The 24,018-nt window shown below is 64.2% G+C and carries 22 protein-coding genes and 1 riboswitch; of the genes, 8 read left to right on the top strand and 14 right to left on the bottom strand.

Annotated elements, in window-relative coordinates; translation table 11 throughout:
* Positions 1-146 precede the first annotated feature (146 nt).
* The 5 genes from OK351_RS10400 to OK351_RS10380 all read left to right on the top strand — a co-directional run bounded on the left by OK351_RS10400 (position 147) and on the right by OK351_RS10380 (position 6,271).
* Positions 147-2,747, top strand: coding sequence for a DUF7927 domain-containing protein (locus tag OK351_RS10400; RefSeq protein WP_265158572.1), 2,601 nt, complete (start codon positions 147-149; stop codon positions 2,745-2,747).
* 111 nt (positions 2,748-2,858) lie between these two features.
* Positions 2,859-4,364 (top strand): SpaH/EbpB family LPXTG-anchored major pilin, encoded by a 1,506-nt coding sequence (locus tag OK351_RS10395; protein ID WP_265158570.1) that lies wholly within the window; start codon positions 2,859-2,861, stop codon positions 4,362-4,364.
* 138 nt (positions 4,365-4,502) lie between these two features.
* Positions 4,503-5,447, top strand: a complete 945-nt coding sequence (locus OK351_RS10390; protein ID WP_265158568.1) for a class C sortase — start codon at positions 4,503-4,505, stop codon at positions 5,445-5,447.
* Positions 5,448-5,526: 79 nt separating this feature from the next.
* A complete protein-coding gene (locus tag OK351_RS10385; RefSeq protein ID WP_265158565.1) occupies positions 5,527-5,943 on the top strand; it encodes an MmcQ/YjbR family DNA-binding protein in 417 nt (138 codons plus the stop codon).
* 4 nt (positions 5,944-5,947) lie between these two features.
* On the top strand, positions 5,948-6,271 hold the full coding sequence (locus OK351_RS10380; protein WP_265158563.1) for a putative quinol monooxygenase: 324 nt from the start codon (positions 5,948-5,950) through the stop codon (positions 6,269-6,271).
* A 73-nt stretch (positions 6,272-6,344) separates the two neighbouring features.
* Here the strand turns inward: OK351_RS10380 and OK351_RS10375 are convergent, their stop codons facing one another.
* Entirely contained in the window at positions 6,345-6,719 is a 375-nt protein-coding gene (locus tag OK351_RS10375; protein ID WP_265158561.1) for a hypothetical protein, read from the bottom strand.
* Positions 6,720-6,961: 242 nt separating this feature from the next.
* Positions 6,962-9,172 (bottom strand): 5'-nucleotidase C-terminal domain-containing protein, encoded by a 2,211-nt coding sequence (locus OK351_RS10370; RefSeq protein WP_265158559.1) that lies wholly within the window; start codon positions 9,170-9,172, stop codon positions 6,962-6,964.
* A gap of 188 nt (positions 9,173-9,360) precedes the next feature.
* On the opposite strand from OK351_RS10370, the gene OK351_RS10365 reads away from it, so the two are divergent.
* Positions 9,361-9,711 carry a zinc ribbon domain-containing protein YjdM gene (locus OK351_RS10365; RefSeq protein WP_265158557.1) on the top strand — a complete coding sequence of 117 codons (351 nt, stop codon included), beginning with the start codon at positions 9,361-9,363 and terminating at the stop codon, positions 9,709-9,711.
* Positions 9,712-9,714: 3 nt separating this feature from the next.
* Here OK351_RS10365 and OK351_RS10360 read toward each other — a convergent pair whose 3' ends face one another.
* From OK351_RS10360 to OK351_RS10350, 3 genes are all read right to left on the bottom strand, one after another.
* Positions 9,715-9,912 (bottom strand): hypothetical protein, encoded by a 198-nt coding sequence (locus tag OK351_RS10360; protein ID WP_265158555.1) that lies wholly within the window; start codon positions 9,910-9,912, stop codon positions 9,715-9,717.
* 156 nt (positions 9,913-10,068) lie between these two features.
* Entirely contained in the window at positions 10,069-10,791 is a 723-nt protein-coding gene (locus tag OK351_RS10355; protein ID WP_265158553.1) for an HNH endonuclease family protein, read from the bottom strand.
* Positions 10,792-10,937: 146 nt separating this feature from the next.
* A complete protein-coding gene (locus OK351_RS10350) occupies positions 10,938-11,102 on the bottom strand; it encodes a hypothetical protein (RefSeq protein WP_265158551.1) in 165 nt (54 codons plus the stop codon).
* A gap of 109 nt (positions 11,103-11,211) precedes the next feature.
* Positions 11,212-11,306: riboswitch (TPP riboswitch) on the top strand.
* Positions 11,307-11,391: 85 nt separating this feature from the next.
* On the opposite strand from OK351_RS10350, the gene OK351_RS10345 reads away from it, so the two are divergent.
* The gene (locus OK351_RS10345; RefSeq protein WP_265158549.1) at positions 11,392-12,195 is read left to right on the top strand and encodes a 3-oxoacyl-ACP reductase; all 804 of its coding nucleotides are present in this window, start codon (positions 11,392-11,394) and stop codon (positions 12,193-12,195) included.
* A complete protein-coding gene (locus OK351_RS10340) occupies positions 12,192-13,538 on the top strand; it encodes an LLM class flavin-dependent oxidoreductase (protein ID WP_265158547.1) in 1,347 nt (448 codons plus the stop codon). Before OK351_RS10345 ends, OK351_RS10340 begins: the two co-directional genes overlap by 4 nt.
* Here OK351_RS10340 and OK351_RS10335 read toward each other — a convergent pair.
* The 9 genes from OK351_RS10335 to OK351_RS10295 form a co-directional block, all read right to left on the bottom strand.
* Positions 13,507-14,214: an NADPH-dependent F420 reductase gene (locus OK351_RS10335; RefSeq protein WP_265158545.1), complete on the bottom strand. Its 708-nt coding sequence runs from the start codon at positions 14,212-14,214 to the stop codon at positions 13,507-13,509. The genes OK351_RS10340 and OK351_RS10335 overlap by 32 nt on opposite strands.
* Positions 14,211-15,278: an LLM class flavin-dependent oxidoreductase gene (locus OK351_RS10330; RefSeq protein WP_265158543.1), complete on the bottom strand. Its 1,068-nt coding sequence runs from the start codon at positions 15,276-15,278 to the stop codon at positions 14,211-14,213. The genes OK351_RS10335 and OK351_RS10330 overlap by 4 nt, the downstream gene beginning before the upstream one ends.
* A gap of 133 nt (positions 15,279-15,411) precedes the next feature.
* Entirely contained in the window at positions 15,412-16,728 is a 1,317-nt protein-coding gene (locus tag OK351_RS10325; protein WP_265158541.1) for an alpha/beta hydrolase-fold protein, read from the bottom strand.
* Positions 16,688-17,554: a siderophore-interacting protein gene (locus OK351_RS10320; protein ID WP_265158539.1), complete on the bottom strand. Its 867-nt coding sequence runs from the start codon at positions 17,552-17,554 to the stop codon at positions 16,688-16,690. The genes OK351_RS10325 and OK351_RS10320 overlap by 41 nt, the downstream gene beginning before the upstream one ends.
* Positions 17,555-17,608: 54 nt before the next feature.
* A complete protein-coding gene (locus tag OK351_RS10315; protein ID WP_265158537.1) occupies positions 17,609-18,625 on the bottom strand; it encodes a FecCD family ABC transporter permease in 1,017 nt (338 codons plus the stop codon).
* Positions 18,622-19,644, bottom strand: a complete 1,023-nt coding sequence (locus OK351_RS10310; protein ID WP_265158535.1) for a FecCD family ABC transporter permease — start codon at positions 19,642-19,644, stop codon at positions 18,622-18,624. Before OK351_RS10310 ends, OK351_RS10315 begins: the two co-directional genes overlap by 4 nt.
* Before the next feature lie 4 nt (positions 19,645-19,648).
* Positions 19,649-20,659 (bottom strand): Fe2+-enterobactin ABC transporter substrate-binding protein, encoded by a 1,011-nt coding sequence (gene fepB / locus OK351_RS10305; protein WP_265158533.1) that lies wholly within the window; start codon positions 20,657-20,659, stop codon positions 19,649-19,651.
* Positions 20,660-20,851: 192 nt separating this feature from the next.
* Complete coding sequence (locus OK351_RS10300; RefSeq protein WP_265158531.1) at positions 20,852-22,219, bottom strand: helix-turn-helix domain-containing protein; 1,368 nt, start codon at positions 22,217-22,219, stop codon at positions 20,852-20,854.
* A gap of 16 nt (positions 22,220-22,235) precedes the next feature.
* On the bottom strand, positions 22,236-23,975 hold the full coding sequence (locus OK351_RS10295) for a lipase family protein (protein ID WP_265158528.1): 1,740 nt from the start codon (positions 23,973-23,975) through the stop codon (positions 22,236-22,238).
* Between the last annotated feature and the right edge of the window lie 43 nt (positions 23,976-24,018).

Genomic DNA, 24,018 nt, shown 5'->3' with positions numbered 1-24,018 from the left:
TGTTTGGCAAACCTGTTGGGGACAGGCCTGCGCATGCGCACGGTCGCCGGCTTAATCAAAAGAGCCCGGCACGACGTATCTCTTGGCGCAATCGATCTTCACGCGCAATCTTTGGCGCGACGCTGAGCGCCGCACTACTTGCTTCGATGACATTTTCCGGTGGGGTCCTGCCGGCGTTCGCGAATCCCGCTGAACCGGTAGAAGTTGCGGTATCCCCAGCACCTGCCCTTGATACACCTCCGGTATCTTCTGATGAAACCTTCGATGATTCTTCTGAAGCTGGTACAAAGACTCCCGCACCAAGTGATGAACCATCTGAAGTGGAGCCGCGCGCATCTGAGCCCGCTGAGACTGAATCGGCGCCTTCGAATACAATCGCAAAGCCGGAGGGCGAAACCGGCGACAATCGAGGGAACGGTCCGGTTGCGGATCTCCCTTCACCGAAGACCAGTCCGCGCTCGATGATGGCTGCGCGATTGGCCAATCCCGAGTTGCCTTCGCAGTGCGGGCTGTCTGTTGCGATTGTCTTGGATCTTTCCAACTCTCTGGCAAACCAACACGTGGTTGCATCCAAGCAAGCGGCCAATGCCGTCGTTGATTCACTGCATGGAACACCGTCATCCGTCGGCGTGTATACCTTCGCCACCTTCGCACCGGATAGAACCAACAGTGCTATCGCCAAAACCGCGGTATCCACGACGGCGGGTGCCAACAACGTGAAGAACGGTATCAACGGAATTCAACGGGTTCCCACGAACGTCGGTGGAACCAACTGGGATGCAGCGCTTCGCCAGATTCCACAAGGGCAATACGACATCGTCTTATTCGTCACCGACGGTAACCCAACGGCCTACGGCACACCGCACGAGGACTGGTGGCAATCAACCCCTAGTAATAACACCGACTTTGGCGTTTCCACGGAGGAGATTGACCTGTCCAGTGCCGAAACCGCCGCGGACGCGCTAAAATCCACTGGGAGTTTCGTCATGGGGCTGGCTGTGGGCCAGGACATCAACATTCCGAATATAGTGAGAATTTCCGGATCTCGCGCGGACACTGACTACTTCAGCATCAGCGACTACAATCAGCTGGCCGCGAAACTGGCCGAGATTGCGCTGAAGAATTGTCGGGGGACTGTCAGCATCGTCAAGCAGGTCCGAGACCTGGACGGGAATCTTGCCCCGGAAGAGGGGTGGGTCTTCACCGGCCGCGCTGGTGACAATACTTCCCCGGGCTCGGCCACCACCGGCGATGACGGTGCCGTTAACTTCCAGGTTGAAGACCTGCTGACCGAAACCCGAACCGTGGGTTTCACGGAAACACAAAAGCCTGGCTTTGAACTCGAACCTCAGAATGGTGCCAATGCCAAGTGCGTGAACAATGTGACCGGCCAGGTAGTACCGGCAAGCAATCTTGGAGCCCTCGGGTTCACGGTAAGTGTTAAACGCGAGGATGCGATCAGCTGCGAGGTCATCAACCGGATGATTCCGGCTGAGCCGACAGTCGAGAAGTCCTCCGACCCGGCGTCCGGAACCGAAATTTCGCCCGGGGACGAGGTCGCGTACAAGCTCACTTTCGGAAATTCGGGACATTACCCAGCCGCTGTCGACTATATCGATCACTTGTCCGGTGTGTTGGACGATGCCGACTTCATCGAGGGGTCGCTCACCGCTGGAGACGGTCTAAATGCCGTCCGTACGGGAAACCAGATCCGCATCACCGGCTCGATCGAACCCGGTGAGCCGGTGGTGGTCAGCTACAAGGTCAAGGTCAAGACCGAAGACTTCACCGACGGTTGGCTACGGAACTTCGTGCGACCTTCCGGCGAACAACCGCCCACCGAATGCCTTCCAGAGGATCCGCTGTGCACCGAGCATCCGATCCCGGGAAACCTCGACGTGGAGAAAACCTCGGATCCGGAATCCGGCCAGTACGTGGCGCCGGGTGGCATCGTGGATTACACGCTGACCTTCCGCAACACCGGAGCCTCAGACGTCGAGGTGAACCACGTCGACCACCTGGCCGACGTTCTCGATGACGCCGATTTTGTCGAAGGTTCACTGGTCGCCGGTAACGGCCTCACCGCTGTGCGCAATGGTAGCCAGATTGTCATCACGGGGGACCTGGCCAAGGAAAGCGTCGCCACCGTGACCTATTCCGTCAAGGTGAAAGTGGCCGGGTACGGCAACGGGATCGCACGCAACGTCCTGGTGCCCGAAGGGGAGAGCCCTCCGGAGGAATGCGAACCCGATGACCCGAATTGCACCGAGCACCCGATTCTCGGATCAGTGGTCTGGGAAAAGGTCGACGGGGCCAACAACTTGCTTGAAGGTTCCGAATGGCAACTGACCGGCCCGGGCGGCGAAGTCATCGAGATCGAGGACTGCACCGCTGAAGAATGCGCCGGGGCGGACCGCAACCCGGCAGCCGGCCAATTCCAGATCACCGGTCTGGAATGGGGACAGTACACCCTGGTCGAAACCAAGGCCCCGGCCGGGTACCTGCTCAGCGACAGAGAGTTCGAAATCGTCATTCAAGGCGATATCGATCCCGCAAAACTGTTGGTTGACCTAGGCAAGATCGAGAATGAGCAGCGCGAGGGCCTGGCCCTCCCGCTCACCGGCGGCCTGGGCACCGATGAATTCCTGATCGGTGGGGGTGTTGCCCTCGCCGCGGCCTTGGGAATCATCGCCTGGAACCGCAGGAAAGGGGCAGCGGATGCAATTCCGCTAAGGATCGACGGCTAAGGCCGGCGGCACCACCCGCGGGGGAAACCCCACAAATTTCACTCACATGGTTTTTCAAGGATGTGACCGGCGCAGGGGACGCGACGGCACCGTAGAAAGGAACGAACTCGCATGGCTGAATTCAAGGCAGCCCGGGGAAAGCGTGCACTGGCAGGTATCGGTGCGCTCGCACTGGCCGCTGCAGGCCTGCTCGGGGGAAGCACCGCAGCATTGGCAGACACTCCTGAGGGTCTGAACTTTGGCAATATTGATGAGAACGCCTCGGGCGTCATCAACATCCACAAGCACGAGCACCAGAATGGTACCGATGCTACGCAGAATCCCGATGGGTCCGGGGCGACGATCCCGAGCGATGGCGTCGCAGGCGTGGAGTTCACCGCCTACCCGCTGTCCGATATCAATCTCAAGAACGCTGCGGACTGGGATCTGCTCAACGACCTGCAGGGCCAGCTGACCTCCGCTTGCTCTATCCCAGGCCAGAGCTTGGGAGCCCCTATCGTTTCGGGGCTGACCAACGATGCCGGCTTCACCAGCATCGACGTTGACACCATCGGGGCCTACCTGATCTGTGAAACCGATGCACCGGACAACGTCGTGGATCGTGCCTTGCCCTTCGTGGTCACCATCCCGTTCCCGTGGGATAACGGCTGGCTCTACGAAGTCAACGTCTACCCGAAGAACGGGCTGACCGGCATCGAGAAGACCATTGAAGCCCAGGAAGGCCTTGGCCTCGGCGCGCTGGTCAAGTTCCCCGTCACCGTGACCGTTCCGCTGACCCAGGGCTCTGATCTGCTGACCAAATTCGTGATCGAAGATGTCTTGGATCCCCGCCTTGCAAACGGCGGAGTGGAAAGCGTGACCATTAACGGCGACACAGTCAGCTCTGACTACTACACCGTTGAGACTTCCGGCCAGAACATCCAGGTGGTCTTCAACTCGGACGGCCTTGCATGGCTGAAGGGCCAGGGCCAGCAGCAGATCAAGGTTGTCTTCCTGGGCACCGTGGATGAAATCGGTGATGGTGAGATCACCAACGACGCGACCCTCTACGCCAACACCCCGAACAACGACTTCGATTTGGGATCCAACGAGGTCCAGACCAACTGGGGCAACGCAATCATCAAGAAGGTCGACTCCGCTAATCCGGCCACCGTGCTGGAAGGCGCCGTCTTCGAGGTCTACGAGGCCGCCAACCCGTATGCCACCACCTGTGCTGCTGAGCTGACCGATCCGGCAAACCGTATCACCGTCGGTGGAGCAACCGAGTTCACCAGCACTGAAAACGGGATCATCGAGATCCTCGGTCTGTTCGTGAGCGACAGCGAGAACCCATCGACCAATGCCCTTCAGCGCTGCTACGTGCTGAAGGAGATCAAGGCGCCAGCCGGATTCGTTACCCCGGAAGGTGATGCCGCGTTGACCGCACTGACCGTGAAGACCGGCCAGACCGCTGAGATCGATGTCCAGATCACCAACGCCCAGCAGGAAGTTCCCGAGCTGCCGTTGACCGGTGCGCAGGGCCAGATCCTGATGATCATCGGCGGTACCGCCGTACTGTTGATCGCAGGTGGCCTGGTGGTTATGAACCGCCGCCGTGCAGCAGCAGACAACAGCTAATAGCTGAAGGCTAGCTACTAGCAATACACTGATGGCGGGAAGAGCCTTGGCCCTTCCCGCCATCGGCCATTTTTTGAACAGTGCCCGCTGTCTCGTCAGGACCGCGGTACACCTGAACATGACAGGCAGGACCACACAATGCCACAGGCCGCCAGTCCGGACCCGGTTCGCACCGTTGATCTTGACGAGCCTTCACGGAATGACGCCAAGAAGCGCTGGCGCCCCAGTCTGCTCACGATCCTCAGTACGGTCCTGGCACTGATTGGCATGAGCGTGGCGCTGTACCCCAGTGCGGCCAGCTGGATGAGCTCCTATAACCAGTCACAACTGATCAGGGACTTCACAGACGGCCTCGAAGACACGAGTCCCGGACCCGTCCAACAGATCGCCGCGGCCCGTGCCTACAACGACGCACTCAGCTCGGGGGTACGGTTGGATGCCAACACCAATGTGCCTACTGGTGACGGCACCAGCAGTGATAGTTCTTTGGTGTATGAGGATATTCTTTCCTCCGAGGGATCCGACATCATGGCCCGGGTCCGTATCCCTTCCATCGACGTAGACTTGCCGATCTATCACGGAACCAGTGATGAGACGCTACTCAAGGGTGCAGGACATCTGGAAGGGTCCCATCTGCCCGTTGGCGGCAGTGACACCCACTCGGTCATTACCGCGCATCGTGGGCTGGCGCAGTCGACGATGTTCTCGAATCTGGACCGTGTCAAGGTCGGAGACACCTTCACCATAGAGGTCTTTGGCGAGGTGCTGAGCTACCAGGTTCGCGAGACGAAGGTGGTCGAACCCGATGACACCGACACCTTGAGAACTGTCTACGGTAAGGACATGGTGACTCTGGTGACCTGTACCCCGCTGGGCGTGAACAGCCACCGTATCCTGGTGACCGCTGAACGAATCACCCCAACCCCTATTGAGGACTTGAACGCCGCTGGCCAGGCACCGAACATTCCCGGCTTCCCCTGGTGGGCCGCCATCTACGGCGCCGGCCTGATCCTTATCGGGGTCTACCTCTGGCGCGCGGGTTACGGTGACGCGCAGCGTGCACAGGCCAAGGCCAAGGGCTGATCGGGCTCTGTCGCGGGCAACATCGCGGATGCTACCGTGAAACCGGGAGCCGGACATCCGTACCCCGGGAAGGAAAGCCATGGTTGATTCCGAACTCGAACGCCTGCACGAACAATGGCGATCTCTCTGCCTGGCCATGCCCGGAGCCTACGAAGACCACCCCTTCGGTGCGGACAGCACGGTCTTCAAGATCGCCGGTCGCGACCGGAACCGTAACAAGATGTTTGCGCTGCTGATGGTCCATCGCGGAGAACTGGTGCTGAACCTGAAATGTGAACCGGCCATTGCCGATGACTTACGCGGCAACTACCCGCAAATCACACCCGGATACCACATGAACAAGAAGCACTGGAACTCGGTCCGCGCGGGGCTGGAAGAGGACAGGCTCCGTGAGCTGATCGAGGATTCCTACGACCTGGTGGTTGAGGGTTTTCCCAAGCGTGATCGAGAAGTCATCGAGCTTGGACGGCATGTTGCCGAAGGATCACTAGACTAGGGTCATGTACTTCATCGTTGTTAAATTTCAGGTAAAGCCAGAATTCACCGACAGTTTCATGGAGCGGGTGGCGGACTACACGCAGAAGACCCGGGCCGAGGCAGGTAACCTCTGGTTCGACTGGTCGATTAGCGTTGAGAACCCCAACGAATTCGTTCTCGTCGAGGCCTTCCGTGATGACGAAGCCGCAGCGGCGCATGTGAACTCCGCACACTTCACCGAGGGACTGGACGCCATGCGTCCGGTACTGGTCGCCACCCCGAAGATCGTCTCCCGCAAGGTCGATGGCGAGGGCTGGGACGACATGGGCGAACTGAAGATCGACTAGCAACTTCCCCAATTGCATTACAAAGCGCGGTACGGGTTCTCCCGTACCGCGCTTTGTATGTGAAACACCGGATTCAGCCGGTCGGGGTGGCCGAATCAGAAGGACCGGGGGAGAGACGGCGGGCAAACAACCACAGCCCCGCCCAGAACGCGACCGGGACCAAAGCAAGTAGCAGGGTGAGCAAAAAAGGCCATACCGCGGTGGACCACGTGGCCAGCAGGAAGAGCAGCGCGGTGACTGCCGAGGCCCCCGGTAGGCCGAACCGGATCACACTGGAGCCTTCAGCGTGTTGCATTTTCCCGAAGGCCAGCAAACCGCAGATCAATGCGGCAACCACCGCCGCGACGGGTACCGCCAGCAGGCCGTGGGCGCCGGTGAACACGGCAGCGAAGGAGAAACACGCCGCCAGGAAAACCTGCAGGCCGGGGCTGAAGAACGGTGTATTCATGGAGGAAGGATCCTTCGTAGGCCGAGTGCTTTCTGGCTTCCAGCCTACTGGTCACCGAGCACACCGGGAATATTGTGGTCCCTCGGGAAGGCCGGGTGAAGTGCCGCTATCGCATCCACGGGGGCGCATCCGTTCACTTCCACCTTGGGATGCGGCCGCTTGAGTGGCACCACGCCAGGACCGCCGCTGGCGGCCATCCGGGAAGGACGACCGCCAGCGGCGTTGTACTTGTCGGCACCCCGTTAGTGGGTGTTCTTCCGTCCACGGCTGCGCAGCAGGACCAAAATGATCCCCAGCAGCAGGATGATCCCTGCGATCATGCCGATCCAGGTGGCGCTGAATCCGGTCTTCGCCAGATCCCGATCCTGATCCGGGGTCTTGGACGTATCCGGGGTCTTGGTCGGTTCGCTGGTCGGTGTGGCCGATGGTTCAGTCGGCTCGGCCGTCGGTTCCTCGGTGGGCTGCTCGGTCGGCGCCGGTGGCTCGCTGCTGATGACCAACGGTACCGAGATGTCCTCGCGCCCTACCTGCGAAATCGTGAGGGAGTATTCGCCGTCGGCCTGGTCGGCTGGTACGTCCAGCACGAAGCTGGTGGAACCCGAGGAATTAGCTGCTTCAATGCCGGTGACCTCAACCGCCCCGTCCAAGGCCGAGGCAGTGATCAGTGCCCCTTCCGCCAGCCCGGAGACCTGGACGGTCACCGACTCGCCGGGTGCGGTGGTTGGGCTGGAGAGGCTCACGGTGGCCCACTCGGTGCCGGCGAGGACTGCGCGTCCCAGTGGCGCGGGATCAACCACATCATGGGACCTGAAGAAGTTCACGGTGGCGTCCAGGTCGACCTGCCCGCTGTCGGCGTGATTGGCGCCTTCGGCGAAGGCCGGGAAGTTGTCCCCGCCTGCGGCCAGGAACGCGTTGGCTACAACGCGGAAGTTATCCCCATCGGCGACCGGTTCGCCGTTGAAGGTCACGGACTTGATGTGTTCGCCGCGGGCAGCTTCCTCAACATACGTGTAGCTCAGGCCCTCGGAAATACCCAGGTGCAGTTTGGGCCGGGAGGAGCCTTCGGGCTGCCACTGCTGCTCCAACGCCTCACGTAGCTGGGCACCGGTCAGGTCGAAGGTGATCAGGGTGTTGGCGAACGGCTGCACTTCGGCCGCGGCCTTGTAGCTGACCGATCCGTCCTCGCCGTACAACAGATCCTCACGCAGGCCACCCGGGTTCATGAAGGCGATCTGCGCGGGTTCCCCACCAAACTCCTCATTGGAGGTAGCCCAGAGGTGGATGTCCGCCACGGTATTGCCCAGCGTGGACTCCACACCGCGGTCATCGCCCGGGGTGTCGCCGCCACGCAGGATATCCGCGCTGATCTTGCCGATGGTCTCCTTGCCGACCTCATCGGACTCGGCCACCGCCTCGTCAACGATCTGCGCGACCGCCGGGTCGGCATCAAAGACCGGCTCACCGCCCTCGTCGGTCAGTGCCATCAATTCGGTACCGGACTGTATGACGTCACCGGTGTCCGGATCCACATCGAGGCTGATCTTGCCCAGCGTGGTGCCGTACTGGTGCGCCTGGACCACAGGTCGGGTGTCCGCGCTCCCCGGAACGGGGAACTGGCATTCATAGGCCTTGTGGGTGTGGCCCGAGAAAATCGCGTCGATGTGCTCACTCGCGCCGAGGACAAGTTCGTTGTAGGCGGTGTTTTCGGCGGCGATGTTCTCGCAGGAGTTTGCCTCGGAACCGTCATGGGTTAACAGGACCAGTACCTGGGCCTCACCGTTGTCTTCTTCCCCGTCGGAGAGCTGCTCGGCGACCCGGTTGACGGCTTCGAGCTGGTTGCCGAATTCGATGTCGGTGATCCCCGCCGGGCTGACCAGGGTCGCGGTGTCGGCGGTGACGGTACCGATGAAACCGACCTGCACCCCGTCGATGTCGCGGATGGTGTATTCCTTCAGGGCCGGTTCTCCGGTGTCCTTGTAGTAGACGTTCGCACCGAGAGCGTAGTCTGCGCCGACGCTGTCCTCGATCTTCTCAGTCGCCGCCGCGTAGCGTGGGATCACCCGGTTGACCAGGTCGTCGAAGCCGCGATCGAACTCGTGGTTGCCGACCACCGAGAGGTCCAGTCCGCCTGCACCCAACGCGTCGATGGTCGGGTTGTCCTGCTGCGAGGCCGAGGCGAAGGTGGAAGCGCCGATGCTGTCCCCGGCACTGACGAACAGGCTGTTCGGGTTGACCTGGCGCTGCGCGGTGACCGCTCCGGCCAGCACGGCGGCACCTGCCGACGTGCCATCAGCCTGGATGCGCCCGTGGAAATCATTGATGCTCAGGATGTCGATGCTGACAACCTCGGGATCGGTGGTGCCGGCGTTCGCCACGACGGCTGTGCCAGCCAACAGAGAAAAGGTCGCCAATGCGGCGACCCCGGTAGACCTTATTCTTCGTGCGGTAGACATGGATTCTCCCTGGAGTATGCAAGTGATCTGTCACATGTCTATCCCACTGGGGTGAACCTGTCGATGCTTTTTACTAAATTGGCGTTAACGGCAGCCAAAATTCTGTCCACCCACCCGGACACGCCGTATCACCTTGGGCAGGCTGAATCGCAGTCTAACAAGGCCGGATCTGTCGTAAGGTATGGGGTATGAGTGAAACCCTGCCTCCATGCCCTGAATGTTCCAGCACGTACACCTACGAAATGGATGCCCTACTGGTCTGCCCGGAATGCGCCCACGAGTGGAACGCGTCCGAGGCCGAAACCGATGCGACGGAAGAATCCGTGGTCAAGGATGCCGTGGGCAACATCCTGCAGGACGGCGACACCGTTTCCATCACCAAAACCATGAAGGTCAAGGGCGCGCAGAGTGCACTGAAGGCCGGGACCAAGGTGCGCAATATCCGTTTGGTCCAGGGGAGCGGGGATCATGATATCGCCGCCAAGGTCGATGGGTTCGGCCAGATGGAGCTGAAGTCCTCGATCGTGAAGAAGATCTGATCGCTAGCGGCTTCGGGAGACGTGGGTGACCCGTGAGGAACTGACCAGCCGGGAGACGGTGGCGAAGACCGCCAGGATGAACAACAGGTAGGCGGCGGACAGCAAACCGTAGGCGTACTCGCGCTGGTCGGCGTTCAGCGACATCATGAAGCACGCGGTGCTCAGTGCCAGCAGAACCACTCCCAGGACCCGACGTTTCATATTCCTACCTCACCTCATGCCCCTTGGGCGCCCCAATAGCTGATTAGCAAATCAATGTATTTATAATGATTGCACAAATACGGAATGTTGCCATCGTCCGAAAGTACGATTTCCTGACGGGTTACTCAGTCCAATGGGGGATGGGGCGGCAGGTTTTTACAGGCAGCTGCGCAACAGTTTGGTTATGGCATCATGTTCGGCCTGCGTCATCCAGGCCTGGTATTTCGCCTTGACCTGGGTCTGGCGCGAAACATATGTGCAGCGGAACGACCGATTCGGCGGTAGCCAGGTGGCCGCGTCTTTGTCGCCCTTGGACGCGTTGGTCGGACCGTCCACGGCCATCAGGTTCAGCGGATCATTGGCAAAATTCAGCCTGGTGTCCGCATCCCACTGCTGGGCACCCTTTTGCCAGGCGTCGGACAGCGCCACGACGTGGTCGATCTGCACGGCGGTGCTGGTGCCCTGGCCGCGCGTGAAATCGATTCTCTGACCCGTGTACGGATCGTTGAGCACGCCGCTCAGCACCACGCATTCGATCCGCCCCTCCCGGTACTCCACCTCGCCCAAGTCGCGGGCGAGGATATCGTTGCGGGCGTCGCACCCATTGCGGTCGGGATCTTTCCAGCCCTTGCCGAACAGGTCCCTGGAATACCCGGTCTTCGGTGCCCGCCCCTTGATGTCGATCTGTTCGAGCAGCTGGAGGGATTCGGCGAATTCCACCGACTGATCCGCCGTGATCGGCGGGTTTCCGGCAGATGCCGACTGCGTGGTGGTGTCCAGCTGGATGTCGATGTCGCCCAGCGCGCTGACGGAACATGAGGTGAGGGCCAAGGACCCGGAGATCAGGGCCAAACCGAGAAAACGACGCAGACTGCGCATGCTGAAAGTACTACTCCTTAGGGGATTTCCGGCACACTGAGGGGGGCGGAGTGCCGTGGATACTTCCAGAACCCTATCGCCCCGCACCGACAAATTGGGGCGAAATGCCGCAGTATGCCCTGTGGTGTGCCTCCCTCCGGGCAAACTCAGGTTGCGGTGGAATCGGGTTCGTCCTCCGGCAACGGGGCCGATGATTTCTCGAAGCCGCCCTCGTCGCGCCATTTGCGCAGTTGTTCGGGGGTCGGTTCGCCGGTGTCGATGTTCTCCGGGGCGTAGGGATCCTTGTCCTGCCCGTTATGTGCCTTGTCCATATCTTCACCGTAGGCCGGGTCCGCGCCCCGGGCAAGGGTGGGCCAGCCGACCAGACGCAATCTGCTGCCTATGGGACATCGGGACGCGGACTTATGTGATAGAACTGGGATTAGTGACACGGGGTGCCGCGTAAGCAGCTGAGATAACACCCGTTGAACCTGCACCAGTTAATACTGGCGAAGGGAATGTCCTGGAATTGCGTGAAACCCCATCTCCAGCACGGAGTACATCGACGCACCCATCCGGGTTCCGTTCGCCTTGACCGACAGATCAAGGAGATCGACCATCATGAATACACAAGCCACCGCAGCCCCGACCGCGATTACGGCACAGTCCCTGGAAAACCAGCTGGTACTGGTCACCGGCGGTGCCCGCGGCCTGGGCGCAGCGATCAGCACCGCCTTCCTGGAGGCCGGGGCCCGGGTGGTGCTCAACTACCACTCATCGGCCGGGGCAGCCCACGAGCTGGCCGCCGGTTACCCCGAACGTGCACTGGCGCTGCAAGCCGATGTCCGTGACGCGGGGCAGCTGGGCACACTGGTTGAGCGGGCCACCGCACATTTCGGCACCGCACCGAGCACCCTGGTGAATAACGCGCTGGTTGATTTCTCGTTCAATGGCGACGCCCGCTCCAAGGCCGGTGAATTGACCGCCGGTGAGCTGAGCGCACAATTCGCCGGCTCGGTGCTGGCTCCGGTGGCGGCCATCCAGGCGGTGCTCCCGGGAATGCGCCAGGCGGGATTCGGGCGCATTATCAACATTGGAACCAACCTGTTCCAGCATCCGGTGGTGCCGTACCACGATTACACCGCCACCAAGGCGGCGTTGTTGTCCCTGACCCGCACCTTCGCCGATGACCTGGGCCCAGAGGGCATCACCGTGAACATGGTTTCCGGAGGATTGCTGCGCACCACCGACGCCTCGGCGGCTACCCCACCGGAGGTCTTCGACATGATTGCCGCAGGCACCCCGTTGCGCCGGGTGACGTCTCCGGCGGAGCTGGCCGACGCCGTGCTGTTTTTCGCCTCGCCGTGGTCACGTGGGGTCACCGGACAGAACCTGATTGTCGATGGCGGGTTGGTCAAGGGATGAGCCGGGAGCATGGTGCACCCAGGCAGTTGAAGCTGAACCTGTTCATCTACGGGGCCGGTCACCACCAGGCGGCTTGGCGCGCCCCGGATTCGGCGGCCGAGCGCCTGTCGGGGACCGAGTACTACATCGAACTGGCACGTACCGCAGAACGCGGTCTGCTTGATGCGGTGTTCCTGGCCGATGGGCAGTCGCTGTCACCGAGTGCGGCCCAGGCGGGGCCGACCTGGTTCCACGAACCGCTGACCCTGCTCTCGGCCCTGAGCCAGCACACCAGTCGTATTGGTCTGGTGTGCACGGTGTCGTCCAGTTTCCACACCCCGTTCCATGCCGCACGGATGCTGGCCAGCCTGGACCACCTCTCCGGCGGTCGTGCCGGGGTCAACGTGGTGACCAGCATGTGGGATGCGGAGGCGCAGAACCACTCGATGGACGGTTTGCCCGATCATGACACCCGTTACGGGCGGGCCGAGGAGTTCATCCAGGTGATGCGCCGGCTGTGGCAGTCGTATCCGGGGGACGCGCTGGAAATAGACCGGCAGGGCCGGTTCGCCGATCCCCGGGCATTGCAGGCTATCAACCACCAAGGGGAGCACTTCTCGGTGCGCGGTCCGCTGAATGTGCCCAGTACCCCGCAGGGGTTCCCGGTGCTGTTCCAGGCCGGGTCCTCGGTCCAGGGCAGGACGTTGGCCGCGAAGTACGCCGAGGCGGTCTACGCGGTGGCCGCCGATCAGCAGATGGCCCTGGACTATGCCCGGGACCTGCGCGCCCGGATCGGCTCCGCCGGGCGGGGTGAACAGGGTGTGGCGATCATGCCGGGCCTGGTCACCTATGTGGGACGAACACAGCAGGAGGCCCGAGCCAAACAACGCGAGCTGAACCGTCTGCTACCCACCGCGGACGCGCTGAAACAGCTGGGCGTGTTCGTGCAGCAGGACACCTCGGGGTGGGCATTGGACGAACCGGTTCCGGAGTTGCCGGGGTCGGAGGAATTCAGCGGGCCGCAGGGGCGCTATGCCACCATCCAACGGCTGATCAAGGTCCACGAGCCCACGGTACGTGAACTGCTGGGCCTGCTGGCGGCCGGCGGAGGGCACTGCACCATGGTGGGCACCGCCGAATCCATTGCCGACGAAATGGAGCACTGGCTGGATTCCGGCGCTGCCGACGGGTTCAACCTGATGCCGCCGGCACTGCCCGGCGGGATCGAGGACTTCGTGGACATGGTGATCCCGGAGCTGCAACGCCGTGGGCGGTTCCGCACCGCCTACCAGGGCGCGACCCTCCGGGACCATCTGGGGTTGGAGCAGCCGGCTACCGGCCGTCGGCCGCTGCCGGTACCGTAGCCGCCGGCCGGGAGGCCGAACCCTGGCGGATCAGTTCGAGAAGTTCCTGCCGGGGCTGGTTGGCGCCGAAGGCGGGCTGGCGCGGTTGCAGCCGTACGCCTTCGGCCAGCGGGCCGATGTCCAGTGGGTCGAAACCGAAGTCGTTGATGATCCCGGCGACCACTGCCTTGTCCTCCGGCCGGTCCCCGGCGAGCGCAATGGCCTTGCGACCTGCGGTGCCGGCGGGCCGGGATCCTTCATCAAGCTCGTGGTAGCCCATATGGTTGAAGGCCTTGACGATCCGTGTCCCGGGAAGGAAGTCCTGGATAAGCTGGCTCGTGGACACCTCCGGGTCATCCAGGTCCTGCCGGATACCGTCGGTTTCCCACCAGTAGTTCATCGCGTCGATGACCAGTTTGCCCTGCAGTTGTTCCACGGGTACCGAACGGTACTTGCCCAGCGGCAGGGCAAGGATCACGATGTCCGCCCGGGCCGCAGCGTTGGCCGGATCCACTGCTTCCGCTCCCGGGGTGAGCACTTCAATGGTCAGGGCGATCCTCGCCGGATCGCCGGAGCCGGCGATAAGCACCTGGTATCCGGCCGCCAGTGCCCGGCGGGCCAGGACGGTACCGATTTTCCCGGCTCCCAGGATGCCAATGGTCTGCTTGTCCATCATGTTCCCTTTCCGTGGGTTCATCGGGTGGCTCCCACCAGGCCGGGTTGTTCGGCGAGCATTTCACGCACCAGCGGGATGACCTTGCTGCCGTAGAGTTCCACGGCACGCAGCCGGGCGTCGGCCGGGACTGCTCCACCGGTGTAGATCAGGTCGAAGCGTCCGATGCCCAGGGTGCCGATGGTCTTGGCGATCTTGCGTGCCACGGTGTGCGGTGAACCGATGTACAGCGATCCGTGGGCGGCCTCGTTCTCGAACTCGGCCCGGGTCATCGGGTTCCAGCCGCGTGAGGCGCCGATCCGGTCCCGTTGCGCCTTGTAGTGCTCGAAGACCAGTTCCTTGGCCTGCTCGTCGGTGTCTGCGACGAAGCCGGGGGAGTGCAGGCCCACTGGGTGGGCCGGGTTGCCGAATTGCCCGGCCGCCCGGTGGTAGAGGTCGATGTAGGGTGCGAAGCGTTCCGGGGAGCCGCCGATGACGGCGAGCATCAGGCCGAACCCGTAGCGGGCGGTACGGATCACCGACTGCGGGGATCCGCCGACCCCGACCCAGGTCTTGAGCCGGCCGGATTCGGTTTTCGGGTAGATATCGGCCTGGTCCAGTGCGGCGCGGGTGCTGCCCTGCCAGGTTACCGGTTTCTCGTCCAGCAGCTTGTGGAACAGGTCGATCTTCTCGTCGAAGAGGATCTCGTAATCGGCCATGTCGTAACCGAAGAGCGGGAAGGACTCGGTGAAGGACCCGCGGCCCAGCATGACCTCGGCCCGGCCATTGGACAGGGCATCCACGGTGGCGAAGCGTTGGAAGACGCGGACCGGGTCGTCGGAGGACAATACGGTCACCCCGGAGGTCAGCTTGATGTCCCTGGTGGCGGTGGCGATTCCCGCGAGCACCGTTTCGGGGCTGGAGATCGCGTAGTCCGGACGGTGGTGTTCACCCACCGCGATGACATCCACCCCGGCCTGGTCGGCAACGACGGCCTCTTCCACCGTGGCGCGGATGGCCTGGGCGTGGGAGACGATGTTGCCCTGGGCATCCCTTGGCACGTCGCCGAAGGTGTCGATGCCGAATTCGATGTTCTCGATGGAGTTCATGAGTATTCCCATCCCGCTGACGTTAAGTTGATGCATCAATCATGACAGTAGATCATTGACGTGTCAACCATATTCCCGAGGTGCCGGGACGCCGGGAGATGTCCGGTTCGTCGAGGGGGTGAACCGGCCACCCCTATTCCTGCGGATTAAGCATCCGGGCCAGCCCGGGAAGCAGTTGCGCCGACCACCAGGCCCAGTCATGGCCACCGGAAATCGGCTGGAACCCGATCCGCGGTGCGGCCTGGGTGCCGGCAACCTCGTCCATTGCCTGTGCGCAGGCCCGGTGGATCCCGGTCTCGTAGCGCCCGGCCTGCAGCAACACCCGGGCCCGCGGATCCAGGGACGCCAACTCCCCGGACAGATCGGTATGCCACAGCGAAGGGGACTGGGCCAGCGCCACTGCCACCAGCTCGGGATGATGCGCCACCGCCAACAGCGCAGCCAACCCGCCGAAGGAAGAACCGGTGACCACCGTCTGCGTGGCGGCCGCGGAGACCGGCAGCAGTTCCCGGGCCCAGGGGAGGAACTGCTCGGCCAGCGAGCGGGTGGTCCCCTGGGCATCCGGAAGCTCGGCCGAACGCAGCGACACATTGGTGCTATCCACGAACAGCGCATGCAAAGGGGGGAGCAGCCCGGACTCGATCGCCGCATCCAGGGACGCGGCGATGGACTGGAAACGTACCCACGTTGCCCCGTCGTGAACCACGAGTAGCGGGGTGTTCCGCGCCGGAACCGGCGGCCGGTAGGTCCACAGCCGGCGCATCCGCCCGCAGTTCCCATCGAAGACCTCGTGGGCGTCGACCCGCTCGGGCAACGGGGCCTCGGTGGTGTCGGCCTCGCCCCAGCCGCCGATGGCAGGCCCGGGCCGATCCAGCACCGGGGTGGCCGCGGCCAGCCGGGGCTCCACCGCGGCGGCAGGGCCGTACACCAGGGATACCGGGACGCCATTCATGCTGGCCCCCACGGCCGGGTTCAGCCGGTCGATCCCGCCGGCATCGGCCGCCAGCCGGATCGCACGGCGATCGGTGGTGGCCCGCCACGGGGCCGGGCCCGCGCCACGGTGCACGCTCAGGCGGTAGGAGGCGATCCAGTCCGAAGGCACCCGCAGGGTGATGGCCCACAGCCCCTCGGCCACCTGCTCGTATTCGCAGCGCTCCAGCTGGTCCTGGCCGACCATGGCATTGGCCGAGAGGATCACCGCGCTCGCCGGGTTGGACGGCCGGTCCTCGACCCACAGGAAGGTGGCCCAACACGTCTGCGGCTCGGCCGGGTCCGCATCAAGTAGCGGGTAGGGTACCTGCTTGCTGTCGATGCCGCGCAGCAGCGACCCGAAACCCTCCGCGGCCAGGCGGGAAGCCAGGAAGCCGGGGACCTTGGGGCATAGGGTGTCGGATGCCGCAGGGCGCATCCTAGTGCGCATGGTCGTGGTCGTGGCGGTGGTCTTCCTCATGGCCGGGACGTTCGTAGTCCATCTCGTCGCGTACCCGGTCATGATCCGAGAGCTTGCCATAGGCCACCTCGTTCAGGTCCCGATGCCAGTAGCCGATGATCAGCCGGTTGGCGCGCCCGATCCCCACCATGGCCGCCCACTTGCGGGCAAAGCGCACCACCTCGGACTCCGCCGAAACCCATAGGTGCACGGCCGACATGTCGGCGAACCCCTCGGGTACCGACAGGTTCTCCATGGCCTGAATGAGCAGTCGGGTGCTGCCGGCCGGCTTGCCGCCCCGGGGCAGCCAGGTGACCGTGATGCCTTCGGGCTTGGCCAGTTCATGGATCCCGGACTCGGCGGCCACCTCGATGAACACCTGCCCGGTTTGCCCGGCCGGCATATGCTCCAAGGTGTCGCTGATGGCCGGCAGTGCGGTCTCATCGCCGAACATCACCGCGTAACCGCCGGGCTTGAGCACCAGCCCGCCGCCGCCCAGGGCGCCGAGCTTGTCCCCGACGCTGATGCGTTCCACCCAGGCGCTGGCCAGCCCCTCGTCGCCGTGACGCACGAAGTCGATGGCCATGCGCGAGTTCTCCTCGTCCAGCCAGCGCACGGTGTAGGTGCGCACCCGGGAGCGCTGGTCGCCCACGAAGGCCCACCGCCCGCGCTCATCGGTCACCGGCAGGTCGATGGGCTCGCCCGGGCGGGGGAAGTAGATCTTGATATTCGGCACGCACGGACGGTGCGCCGCATAGCGGGCCACCGCCTCGCCGGCGAAAACCACCCGGCGCATCTGCGGGGTGTAGTCAACGATCTCCGCGATCTGGATTTCCAGGGCTGTCATGAGCTTCTCCTTGTGAACGGTGGGTTGGTATTCGCTGCGGGGCCGGACCCGGCCTCAGGTGCGGGTTTGCGGGCGGGTGATCAGCCAGAGCAGGTAGAGCCCGCCGGCCATGGAGGTGGCCAATCCAATGGGTACCTGCGCATGCACGGGAAGGTTCTGGGTAACCACGTCGCAGATGACCAGCAGCACCGCACCTGTCAGGGCCGAGGGGATCATCGGCACCGTGCGGTTGCCGATCAGCTGGCGGATGATCTGCCCGGCAGCCAGCGCCACAAAGGCGATCGGCCCGGCTGCGGCGGTGGCAGCCGCGGTGAGGCAGACGGCGGCGAAGATCCCGATCCGGCGCACTTTCTCGGCACTGACCCCCAGGGCCCGGGCGGAGTCGTCACCCATCTCCAGCAGGGTCATGCCCCGGCCTTGCAGGGCCAGCACCGGGAGCAGGATGAGCAACGCCAGGCAGACCAGCAGCGCGTCGTTCCAGGTCCGGCCGCCCAGCGACCCGGAGAGCCAGAGGTTGGCCTGCGCGGCCAGGTCGGAATCCCCCTTGGCCAGCAGCAGCGTGTTGACCGCGGCCATCATGGCACCCACACCGATCCCGATGATCACCAGGCGTTGGCCGCCACTGGCACGTTTGGAGAAGGAGAGCAGGTAGACCGCGACGGCGGTGGCCAGACCGGAGACCATGGCGGCCAGGGCGGTGGCCCACGGTCCGGCGTTGAAGATCACGATCTGCGCGACCGCGCCGGTGGCGGCCCCGGTGGTGAAGCCGATGATGTCCGGGCTGCCCAACGGGTTGCGGGAAATCGATTGGAAACTGGTGCCGGCCGCACCCAGCGCGGCTCCCACGCCGATCGCGGTCAGCACCCGCGGCATCCGGATGGAGTTGACCACCATGGCATCGCGGCCGCTGCCCTGTCCGGTGAGCGCGGCAACCACTTCGGTCGGGGTCAGGGCGATGGTCCCGATGCCCAGCGCCACCACGGCGCTGGCCAGCAGCAACAGCACCAGGGTGCCGAGCACCAGCGTGCGGCGGGTGGTTCGCGCCTGTGCGGAGAGATCGGTGTAGCTCATCGTCCCGCCTTCAGCTTGCGACGGGCCAGGAAGATGAACAGCGGAGCGCCGATCAGCGCGCTCATGGCCCCGGCACCCAGTTCCATTGGTGCCACGATGGCGCGTCCGAGGATGTCGGCCAGTAACAGCACCAGGGCACCCAGGGCCATGGACAACGGCAGGAAGCGCACATGGTGCGGGCCGACGATCATGCGGGCGGCATGCGGGGCGGCCAGCCCGATGAAACTGATCGGCCCGGCGGCGGCGGTCGCCGCCCCGGCCAGCAGCATCACGGCCAGCGACGAGATGAACCAGGTGCGGGTCGGGTTGATCCCCAGGGCCCGGGCGCTGTCTTCGCCCAGGGCCAGCCCATCCAGCTCGCGACTGAGCGAGAGGGCCAGCAGTACCCCGAGCAGGATGACGATCGAGACGATCGGCAACACGTCATAGCCGCGGCCTTGCAGCGACCCGGTGGCCCAGGCCGCGAAGTGCGCGTGCACCTCGGAGCCGCCGCCGATGATCAGCACCTGGGTGCCGGCCATGAGCATCACGGACAGGCCCGCGCCGGCCAGCACCAGGCGGACCACATCGTTGCCTGCCCGGTGACGGCTGCCCAGCAGGTACACCAGGACGCTGGCGGCCCCGGCCCCGGCGAAGGCGAAGAACATGTAGCCCACCGGCTGCACCACACCCAGCGTGATGGCCACCGCCACCGCGAAGGCGGCACCGGCATTGACACCCAGCAGGCCCGGTTCGGCCAACGGGTTGCGGGTCATCGATTGCATCAGCGCACCGGCCAGCCCCAGGGCGGCACCGACCACGATGGCCAGCAGGGTACGGGGGATACGCAGTTCGCGCACCAGCAGGTGGTTGTTGTTGGCCGGGTTGAAAGCGGCCAGCGCCTGCCAGCTTTCGGCCAGGGAGATGTTCTTGGACCCCACCGCGAAGGACACCAACCCCAGGAAGAGCAGCAGCGCCGATGCCACCAACCACGGGGTGGTCCGTGATCGGTGGCTGGCGGTGTGGGTTCGAAGCAGCACGGTCCTACTGGTTCAGCCCGGGGAAGCTGTTGTCGAAGTAGTCCAGGATGTCGTTCGAGGAGTAGTAGTCCAGGCGGAACGAGTTGGCCAAGGGGAAGACGTTGTCCTTGGTGACGGCCGGCAGGTTCGCCAGCGTGGCATCGGCCTTGAAGTTCTTGGCGGTGTCATCGGTGGCCGAGATCAGGAAGACGGCATCGCCGGTGGCTGATTCGCTCAGCCCCTCGTAGGAGGTGAAGGCGAAGTCCTGGCGCACCTGGGTTGAGGTATCGAATTCCGCAGGCGGGTCCAGGATCTCGAAGCCCAGTGCGGAGATCAGGCGGGAATGCGGGCCGGTGGTCTTGCCCACGGGGGAATCGGCGCCCTGGTTGTAGGAGACGATCGAGGCGGTGGTGCCCTCCGGCACGGCCAGCTTCTCCTTGATCGCCGAGGCGCGCTCATCGAAGCTCCGGGCGATTTCCTCGGCCTTGGCTTCCTGCCCGGTGGCCTCGCCCAGGTCCTCGGCCAGCTCCTTCCAATCCTTGTTGCCGTAGTTGACCACGATGGTCGGGGCGATCTCGCGCAGCTGGTCGTAGTGGTCCATTTCGGAGTCGGCGCCCGAGGTGGAGACCACGATCAGGTCGGGCTCCTGGGCCAGGATGCCTTCCAGATCGAAGTTGCCGATGGAGTTCAGCGGTTCCACATTGCGTTCGGTGGCAACCTCGGCCCACTGGCTGAAGAAGCCCTTCTCGTCGGTTTCCGCGGCGACGGCCGCGGTGGTGGTGGCGATGACCGGGGCGTCGATGGCCAGCAGCGAGCCGGTGGTGGACACCGTGGTGGAGACGATGCGCTCGGGCTTGGCCGGGATCTCGGTTTTGCCCTTTTCGTGGGTGACGGTGCGTGGCCAGCTGCCGGAGTCCTGGGTACCGGCCGGGGCTTCGGAGGCTTCGGTGGCACCGCCGGAGACGCAGGCACCCAGCGAAAGGGTCAGGGCCGCGGCGGCAGCCGCGGTGGCGAATTTGAACAGGTTGGAACGCACTGGGTGGTTCTCCTCAGGAGGAACTGCGCCGCGAGTGTGAGGATGCGGCTTGACAATAAGATGACAGTGCCAGAGCCTAGTACCCGTAATTTAGGCTCGCCTACCCTTGGTCTGGCCGCCGGTGGGCTGGTTCCCAATGAATCCGGGGTTCCCGCTGGGTTCCCATGTCCATGCGGTGACGCCTGCTTGTCGTTAAAAGATCAAAAAATGTCCGCTTTGTCCTGTGGGCGGGTGCGGCTTGGGCCGGTAGCCACGAACCCGGGTGTAGGCCCGGGAGAAGTTTCCCGGGGTGGTGAACCCCAATTGGGCGGCCGTGCGGGCAATGCCGAATCCGGCACCCAGCAGCGCATCGGCGCGTTGCATGCGGTGGGCCTGACGCCAACGGCGCAGGCTCAGGCCTGTTTCCAGGGGCCAGAGGCGCTGCAGCTGGCGCAGGCTGAATCCGTGCCGTTGGGCGACCTCTGCGGCCGAAAGCCGCCCGCGCAGATCCTCGGCGAGTTCATCTGCCACCCGCCGCAACGCCCGGGTCCGCGGGTAGCCCAGCCCCGGGTAGTCCGGGACCTTTTCCAGCATCCTGAGCGTGTCGCGCCGGTCGAACTCCGTGGGGCGTAGCAAGGTGATGTGGTTGATCGCCCGGTGCAGCATGATCGGACCGTGATCGGCAGGCAGCTGGCATGGCATGGTGTCCCTACCCCCCAACTCCAGATAACCGGCATCCACGCGGAGCGGGAAGAGCATCGACCCCGATTCGATATCCAGCCGAACAGAGTGTCCGTGGGGTACCAGGAGGAACTGGCCGGCCTGCAAGCGGTGCTCACGCGGGTCCCGGCCGGATGCGGCGTGGGCCAGTAGCTGCACCGTCGCCCTGCCGCGCATGGCCCACAGGATGATGTCCTCGTCCAGGAAGTTCATCCAGCGGGTGGTGAGCGCCGGAACCGGCATGGCGGGCATCGTTTGGCCACGCAACTGCACTGCCTGGCGCGCGGCCGCTGTCCACTGCCGAAAGCCCATGCCGGTCTGCTCGGCAAAGGCCCGGCGCAGGGTGCGTTCGCTCACCTGCAGCCGCCGGGCGGATTCGACAAGGGGCGGTGCATGGACGGGATCGGCCAGCACCATGGCCGCGACCTGGCGTGCTGCCGGATGGTGGGGGAGCAGCAGTTCCGCCGCTGGCCTGCCCGGCGGTTCACCGGTGGCGAAGTGCGCCAGCAAATCCACGATCCGCGACGTCGGCAGCTGCCCGGTATGAAGCGGCGATAGCGTGAGCAGCATCAGGTGGAACATCCACTGGGTATGGCTCGGTGGCACGTTGATGAACACCCGGTGACCGCCCAGGCTGTGGCTACCGCGATCCGGGATCAGGATCGCCAGGGCCACCGAGGTTCCATCATGTTCCACCCGGTGGGCCAGCCGCGGCGGAATCCAGACGGCCTGGCCGACGTGCAGGGAAACCACCTCGTCTTCGAAATGCACCCGGGTGACACCCTGGTACACCCAGACGACGATGTAGTAGCCCAGGTTGCACTTCCAAAACACCTCGACCGGCTGGGGCTGCGGCGGCACGGCGGGGCACGGTTTGTCAGGAACCACAGTTCTCCCCGGTCTGCCGGCTTTGCAGCAGCTGCCCGGTCCAGCGGACCAGGTCGGCGTTCAGCGGCGAGTCCCCGGCCACCAGGCCCATATGTTCCAGCCCGGGGTATTCCCGGTATTCGATGGAGGTTCCCGCGGCGCAGGCAGCGGCGCGCCACCCCCGCTGCATCGTGGGGGTTACCAAGGAATCGGCGCCACCCTGGGCCAGGAAGACCGGGGTATCAAGCGACAGGGGAGCGGAGTTCTCCGCCAACCGTTCACCGATCGGCCCGGCCAACGCATCGGCCGGGAATACCGGTTCAAACAACTGGCTGGCTTCGGCCATGGCGGTGATGACGTCGGTGCCGCTGAAGCAATTTGCTGCAATGCGTTCCACGGACCGGCTTGCGCCACGCCCCAGCCGGTCAACGATGCCCAGCTCCGGGTACAGCGTGTTCCAGCTGGCCGCAATATAGCTGCTGACCACCTTGCCGGCAGCCGAGTCGGCCACCGAAGCGGCCAAGACCGGCAGGTCGCTGGCCGGGGCCATGGCGGCGGTGCCCAGGACACCAAGTTCCGGGGCATACCCGTCGGCCAAGGCCGCCGCGGACAAGGCGGCGTGCCCGCCCTGGGAATGGCCCCAGAACACCGTCTGGCCGGAGAAGCGGACTGCCTCAACCTGGCCCGCGGCCCGCGTGGCATCCAGCACCGCGGCGGCTTCGGCCCGTGGCACCAGATAGGGGTGCACCCCGGCGGTCCCCAGCCCTGGGTAGTCGGTGGCCACGATCGCCCACCCGGCCTCCAACATCTGCTGCCGCGCCCGTTGCGGACCATCCTCGTAGGGATCCTCCGCCATCGACAGGGCACATCGCGGTTCCACCCCCTTAGTCCCGTTCGCCCAGGAAATGACCGGAAGTTCACCGGCGGCGTCCTGCGGCACGGTGAGCACACCGGAGGACAAGGTGGGGGCACCGTCCTGGTCGATGGTGGTATAGAGGATGCGCCATGAGCGGGATCCATCCGGGACCATCCGCTCCAGGGGCTCGGAACGCACCAGTTGACCCGGTTCGTCCGGTACCGAGGCCGGAGGAAGATAGAACCCGTCGGGTACTGCCGTGGACCCGGAACCGTAGATCAGTGCCGTGACCGAGCCCAACGCCAACACCAGGACCAGGCCCGCAGCCGTCAACAATCCGCTGCCGAACCGTGCCAGGGGCGTTACCCACCGGGGTCGCGGAGGGATCCTGTCAGACCAGGCCCGGTACAGGGTATGCAGACCGAGGATCACCAGCCAGCCGCCGAAGGCCACCGCCAGCACCCACAGCGAGAGCCGGGGCCAGAAGACCACCAACACGGAGGCGAAGAGCCCGGTAACAGCACTGAGTGCCCCGTGCCAACGTGATTCGGCACGATTCGAAAACACCGCCGCCAGACGCAGCGCGCCGCCAAGCAACAGAACCAGCGAGATAGACAGGGCCAACACCGGCAGGCTCGCGGTGCGCCAGAAGGCCAGCAGCAGTCCGGAGGCCACGAGCAGCAGCGCGGCTACCACGTGCACCGGCCGCCACCGGGTGGCCTTCAGCGCGTCAAGGAATCGCAGTGAGCCGGCCAGAACAAGCCCCGCGCAAAGCAGGGCGAGGATGAGGTTGATCGAGGCAGCCGCATTTCCCAGGAGCACACCGCCAAGTGCCGCCAGTGCCAGCCCACCTGCCGAACGCACGGCACGCTCACGTTGGCTTACCTGGGTCATGAATGGCTCCTTGACAGGTGACGGTAGGAATTCCTACCGCCAA

Source organism: Glutamicibacter sp. MNS18, assembly GCF_026107515.2.
In the GTDB taxonomy this organism is placed as follows: domain Bacteria; phylum Actinomycetota; class Actinomycetes; order Actinomycetales; family Micrococcaceae; genus Glutamicibacter.
This window is presented reverse-complemented; position numbering and strand designations above follow the sequence as displayed.

What these genes read in the sequence shown, in the direction of transcription:
- OK351_RS10400 (WP_265158572.1), top strand. Translation starts at nt 147, where the DNA reads ATGACATTTTCCGGTGGGGTCCTGCCGGCGTTCGCGAATCCCGCTGAA.
- OK351_RS10395 (WP_265158570.1), top strand. Translation starts at nt 2,859, where the DNA reads ATGGCTGAATTCAAGGCAGCCCGGGGAAAGCGTGCACTGGCAGGTATC.
- OK351_RS10390 (WP_265158568.1), top strand. Translation starts at nt 4,503, where the DNA reads ATGCCACAGGCCGCCAGTCCGGACCCGGTTCGCACCGTTGATCTTGAC.
- OK351_RS10385 (WP_265158565.1), top strand. Translation starts at nt 5,527, where the DNA reads ATGGTTGATTCCGAACTCGAACGCCTGCACGAACAATGGCGATCTCTC.
- OK351_RS10380 (WP_265158563.1), top strand. Translation starts at nt 5,948, where the DNA reads ATGTACTTCATCGTTGTTAAATTTCAGGTAAAGCCAGAATTCACCGAC.
- OK351_RS10375 (WP_265158561.1), bottom strand. Translation starts at nt 6,719, where the DNA reads ATGAATACACCGTTCTTCAGCCCCGGCCTGCAGGTTTTCCTGGCGGCG.
- OK351_RS10370 (WP_265158559.1), bottom strand. Translation starts at nt 9,172, where the DNA reads ATGTCTACCGCACGAAGAATAAGGTCTACCGGGGTCGCCGCATTGGCG.
- OK351_RS10365 (WP_265158557.1), top strand. Translation starts at nt 9,361, where the DNA reads ATGAGTGAAACCCTGCCTCCATGCCCTGAATGTTCCAGCACGTACACC.
- OK351_RS10360 (WP_265158555.1), bottom strand. Translation starts at nt 9,912, where the DNA reads ATGAAACGTCGGGTCCTGGGAGTGGTTCTGCTGGCACTGAGCACCGCG.
- OK351_RS10355 (WP_265158553.1), bottom strand. Translation starts at nt 10,791, where the DNA reads ATGCGCAGTCTGCGTCGTTTTCTCGGTTTGGCCCTGATCTCCGGGTCC.
- OK351_RS10350 (WP_265158551.1), bottom strand. Translation starts at nt 11,102, where the DNA reads ATGGACAAGGCACATAACGGGCAGGACAAGGATCCCTACGCCCCGGAG.
- OK351_RS10345 (WP_265158549.1), top strand. Translation starts at nt 11,392, where the DNA reads ATGAATACACAAGCCACCGCAGCCCCGACCGCGATTACGGCACAGTCC.
- OK351_RS10340 (WP_265158547.1), top strand. Translation starts at nt 12,192, where the DNA reads ATGAGCCGGGAGCATGGTGCACCCAGGCAGTTGAAGCTGAACCTGTTC.
- OK351_RS10335 (WP_265158545.1), bottom strand. Translation starts at nt 14,214, where the DNA reads ATGAACCCACGGAAAGGGAACATGATGGACAAGCAGACCATTGGCATC.
- OK351_RS10330 (WP_265158543.1), bottom strand. Translation starts at nt 15,278, where the DNA reads ATGAACTCCATCGAGAACATCGAATTCGGCATCGACACCTTCGGCGAC.
- OK351_RS10325 (WP_265158541.1), bottom strand. Translation starts at nt 16,728, where the DNA reads ATGAGGAAGACCACCGCCACGACCACGACCATGCGCACTAGGATGCGC.
- OK351_RS10320 (WP_265158539.1), bottom strand. Translation starts at nt 17,554, where the DNA reads ATGACAGCCCTGGAAATCCAGATCGCGGAGATCGTTGACTACACCCCG.
- OK351_RS10315 (WP_265158537.1), bottom strand. Translation starts at nt 18,625, where the DNA reads ATGAGCTACACCGATCTCTCCGCACAGGCGCGAACCACCCGCCGCACG.
- OK351_RS10295 (WP_265158528.1), bottom strand. Translation starts at nt 23,975, where the DNA reads ATGACCCAGGTAAGCCAACGTGAGCGTGCCGTGCGTTCGGCAGGTGGG.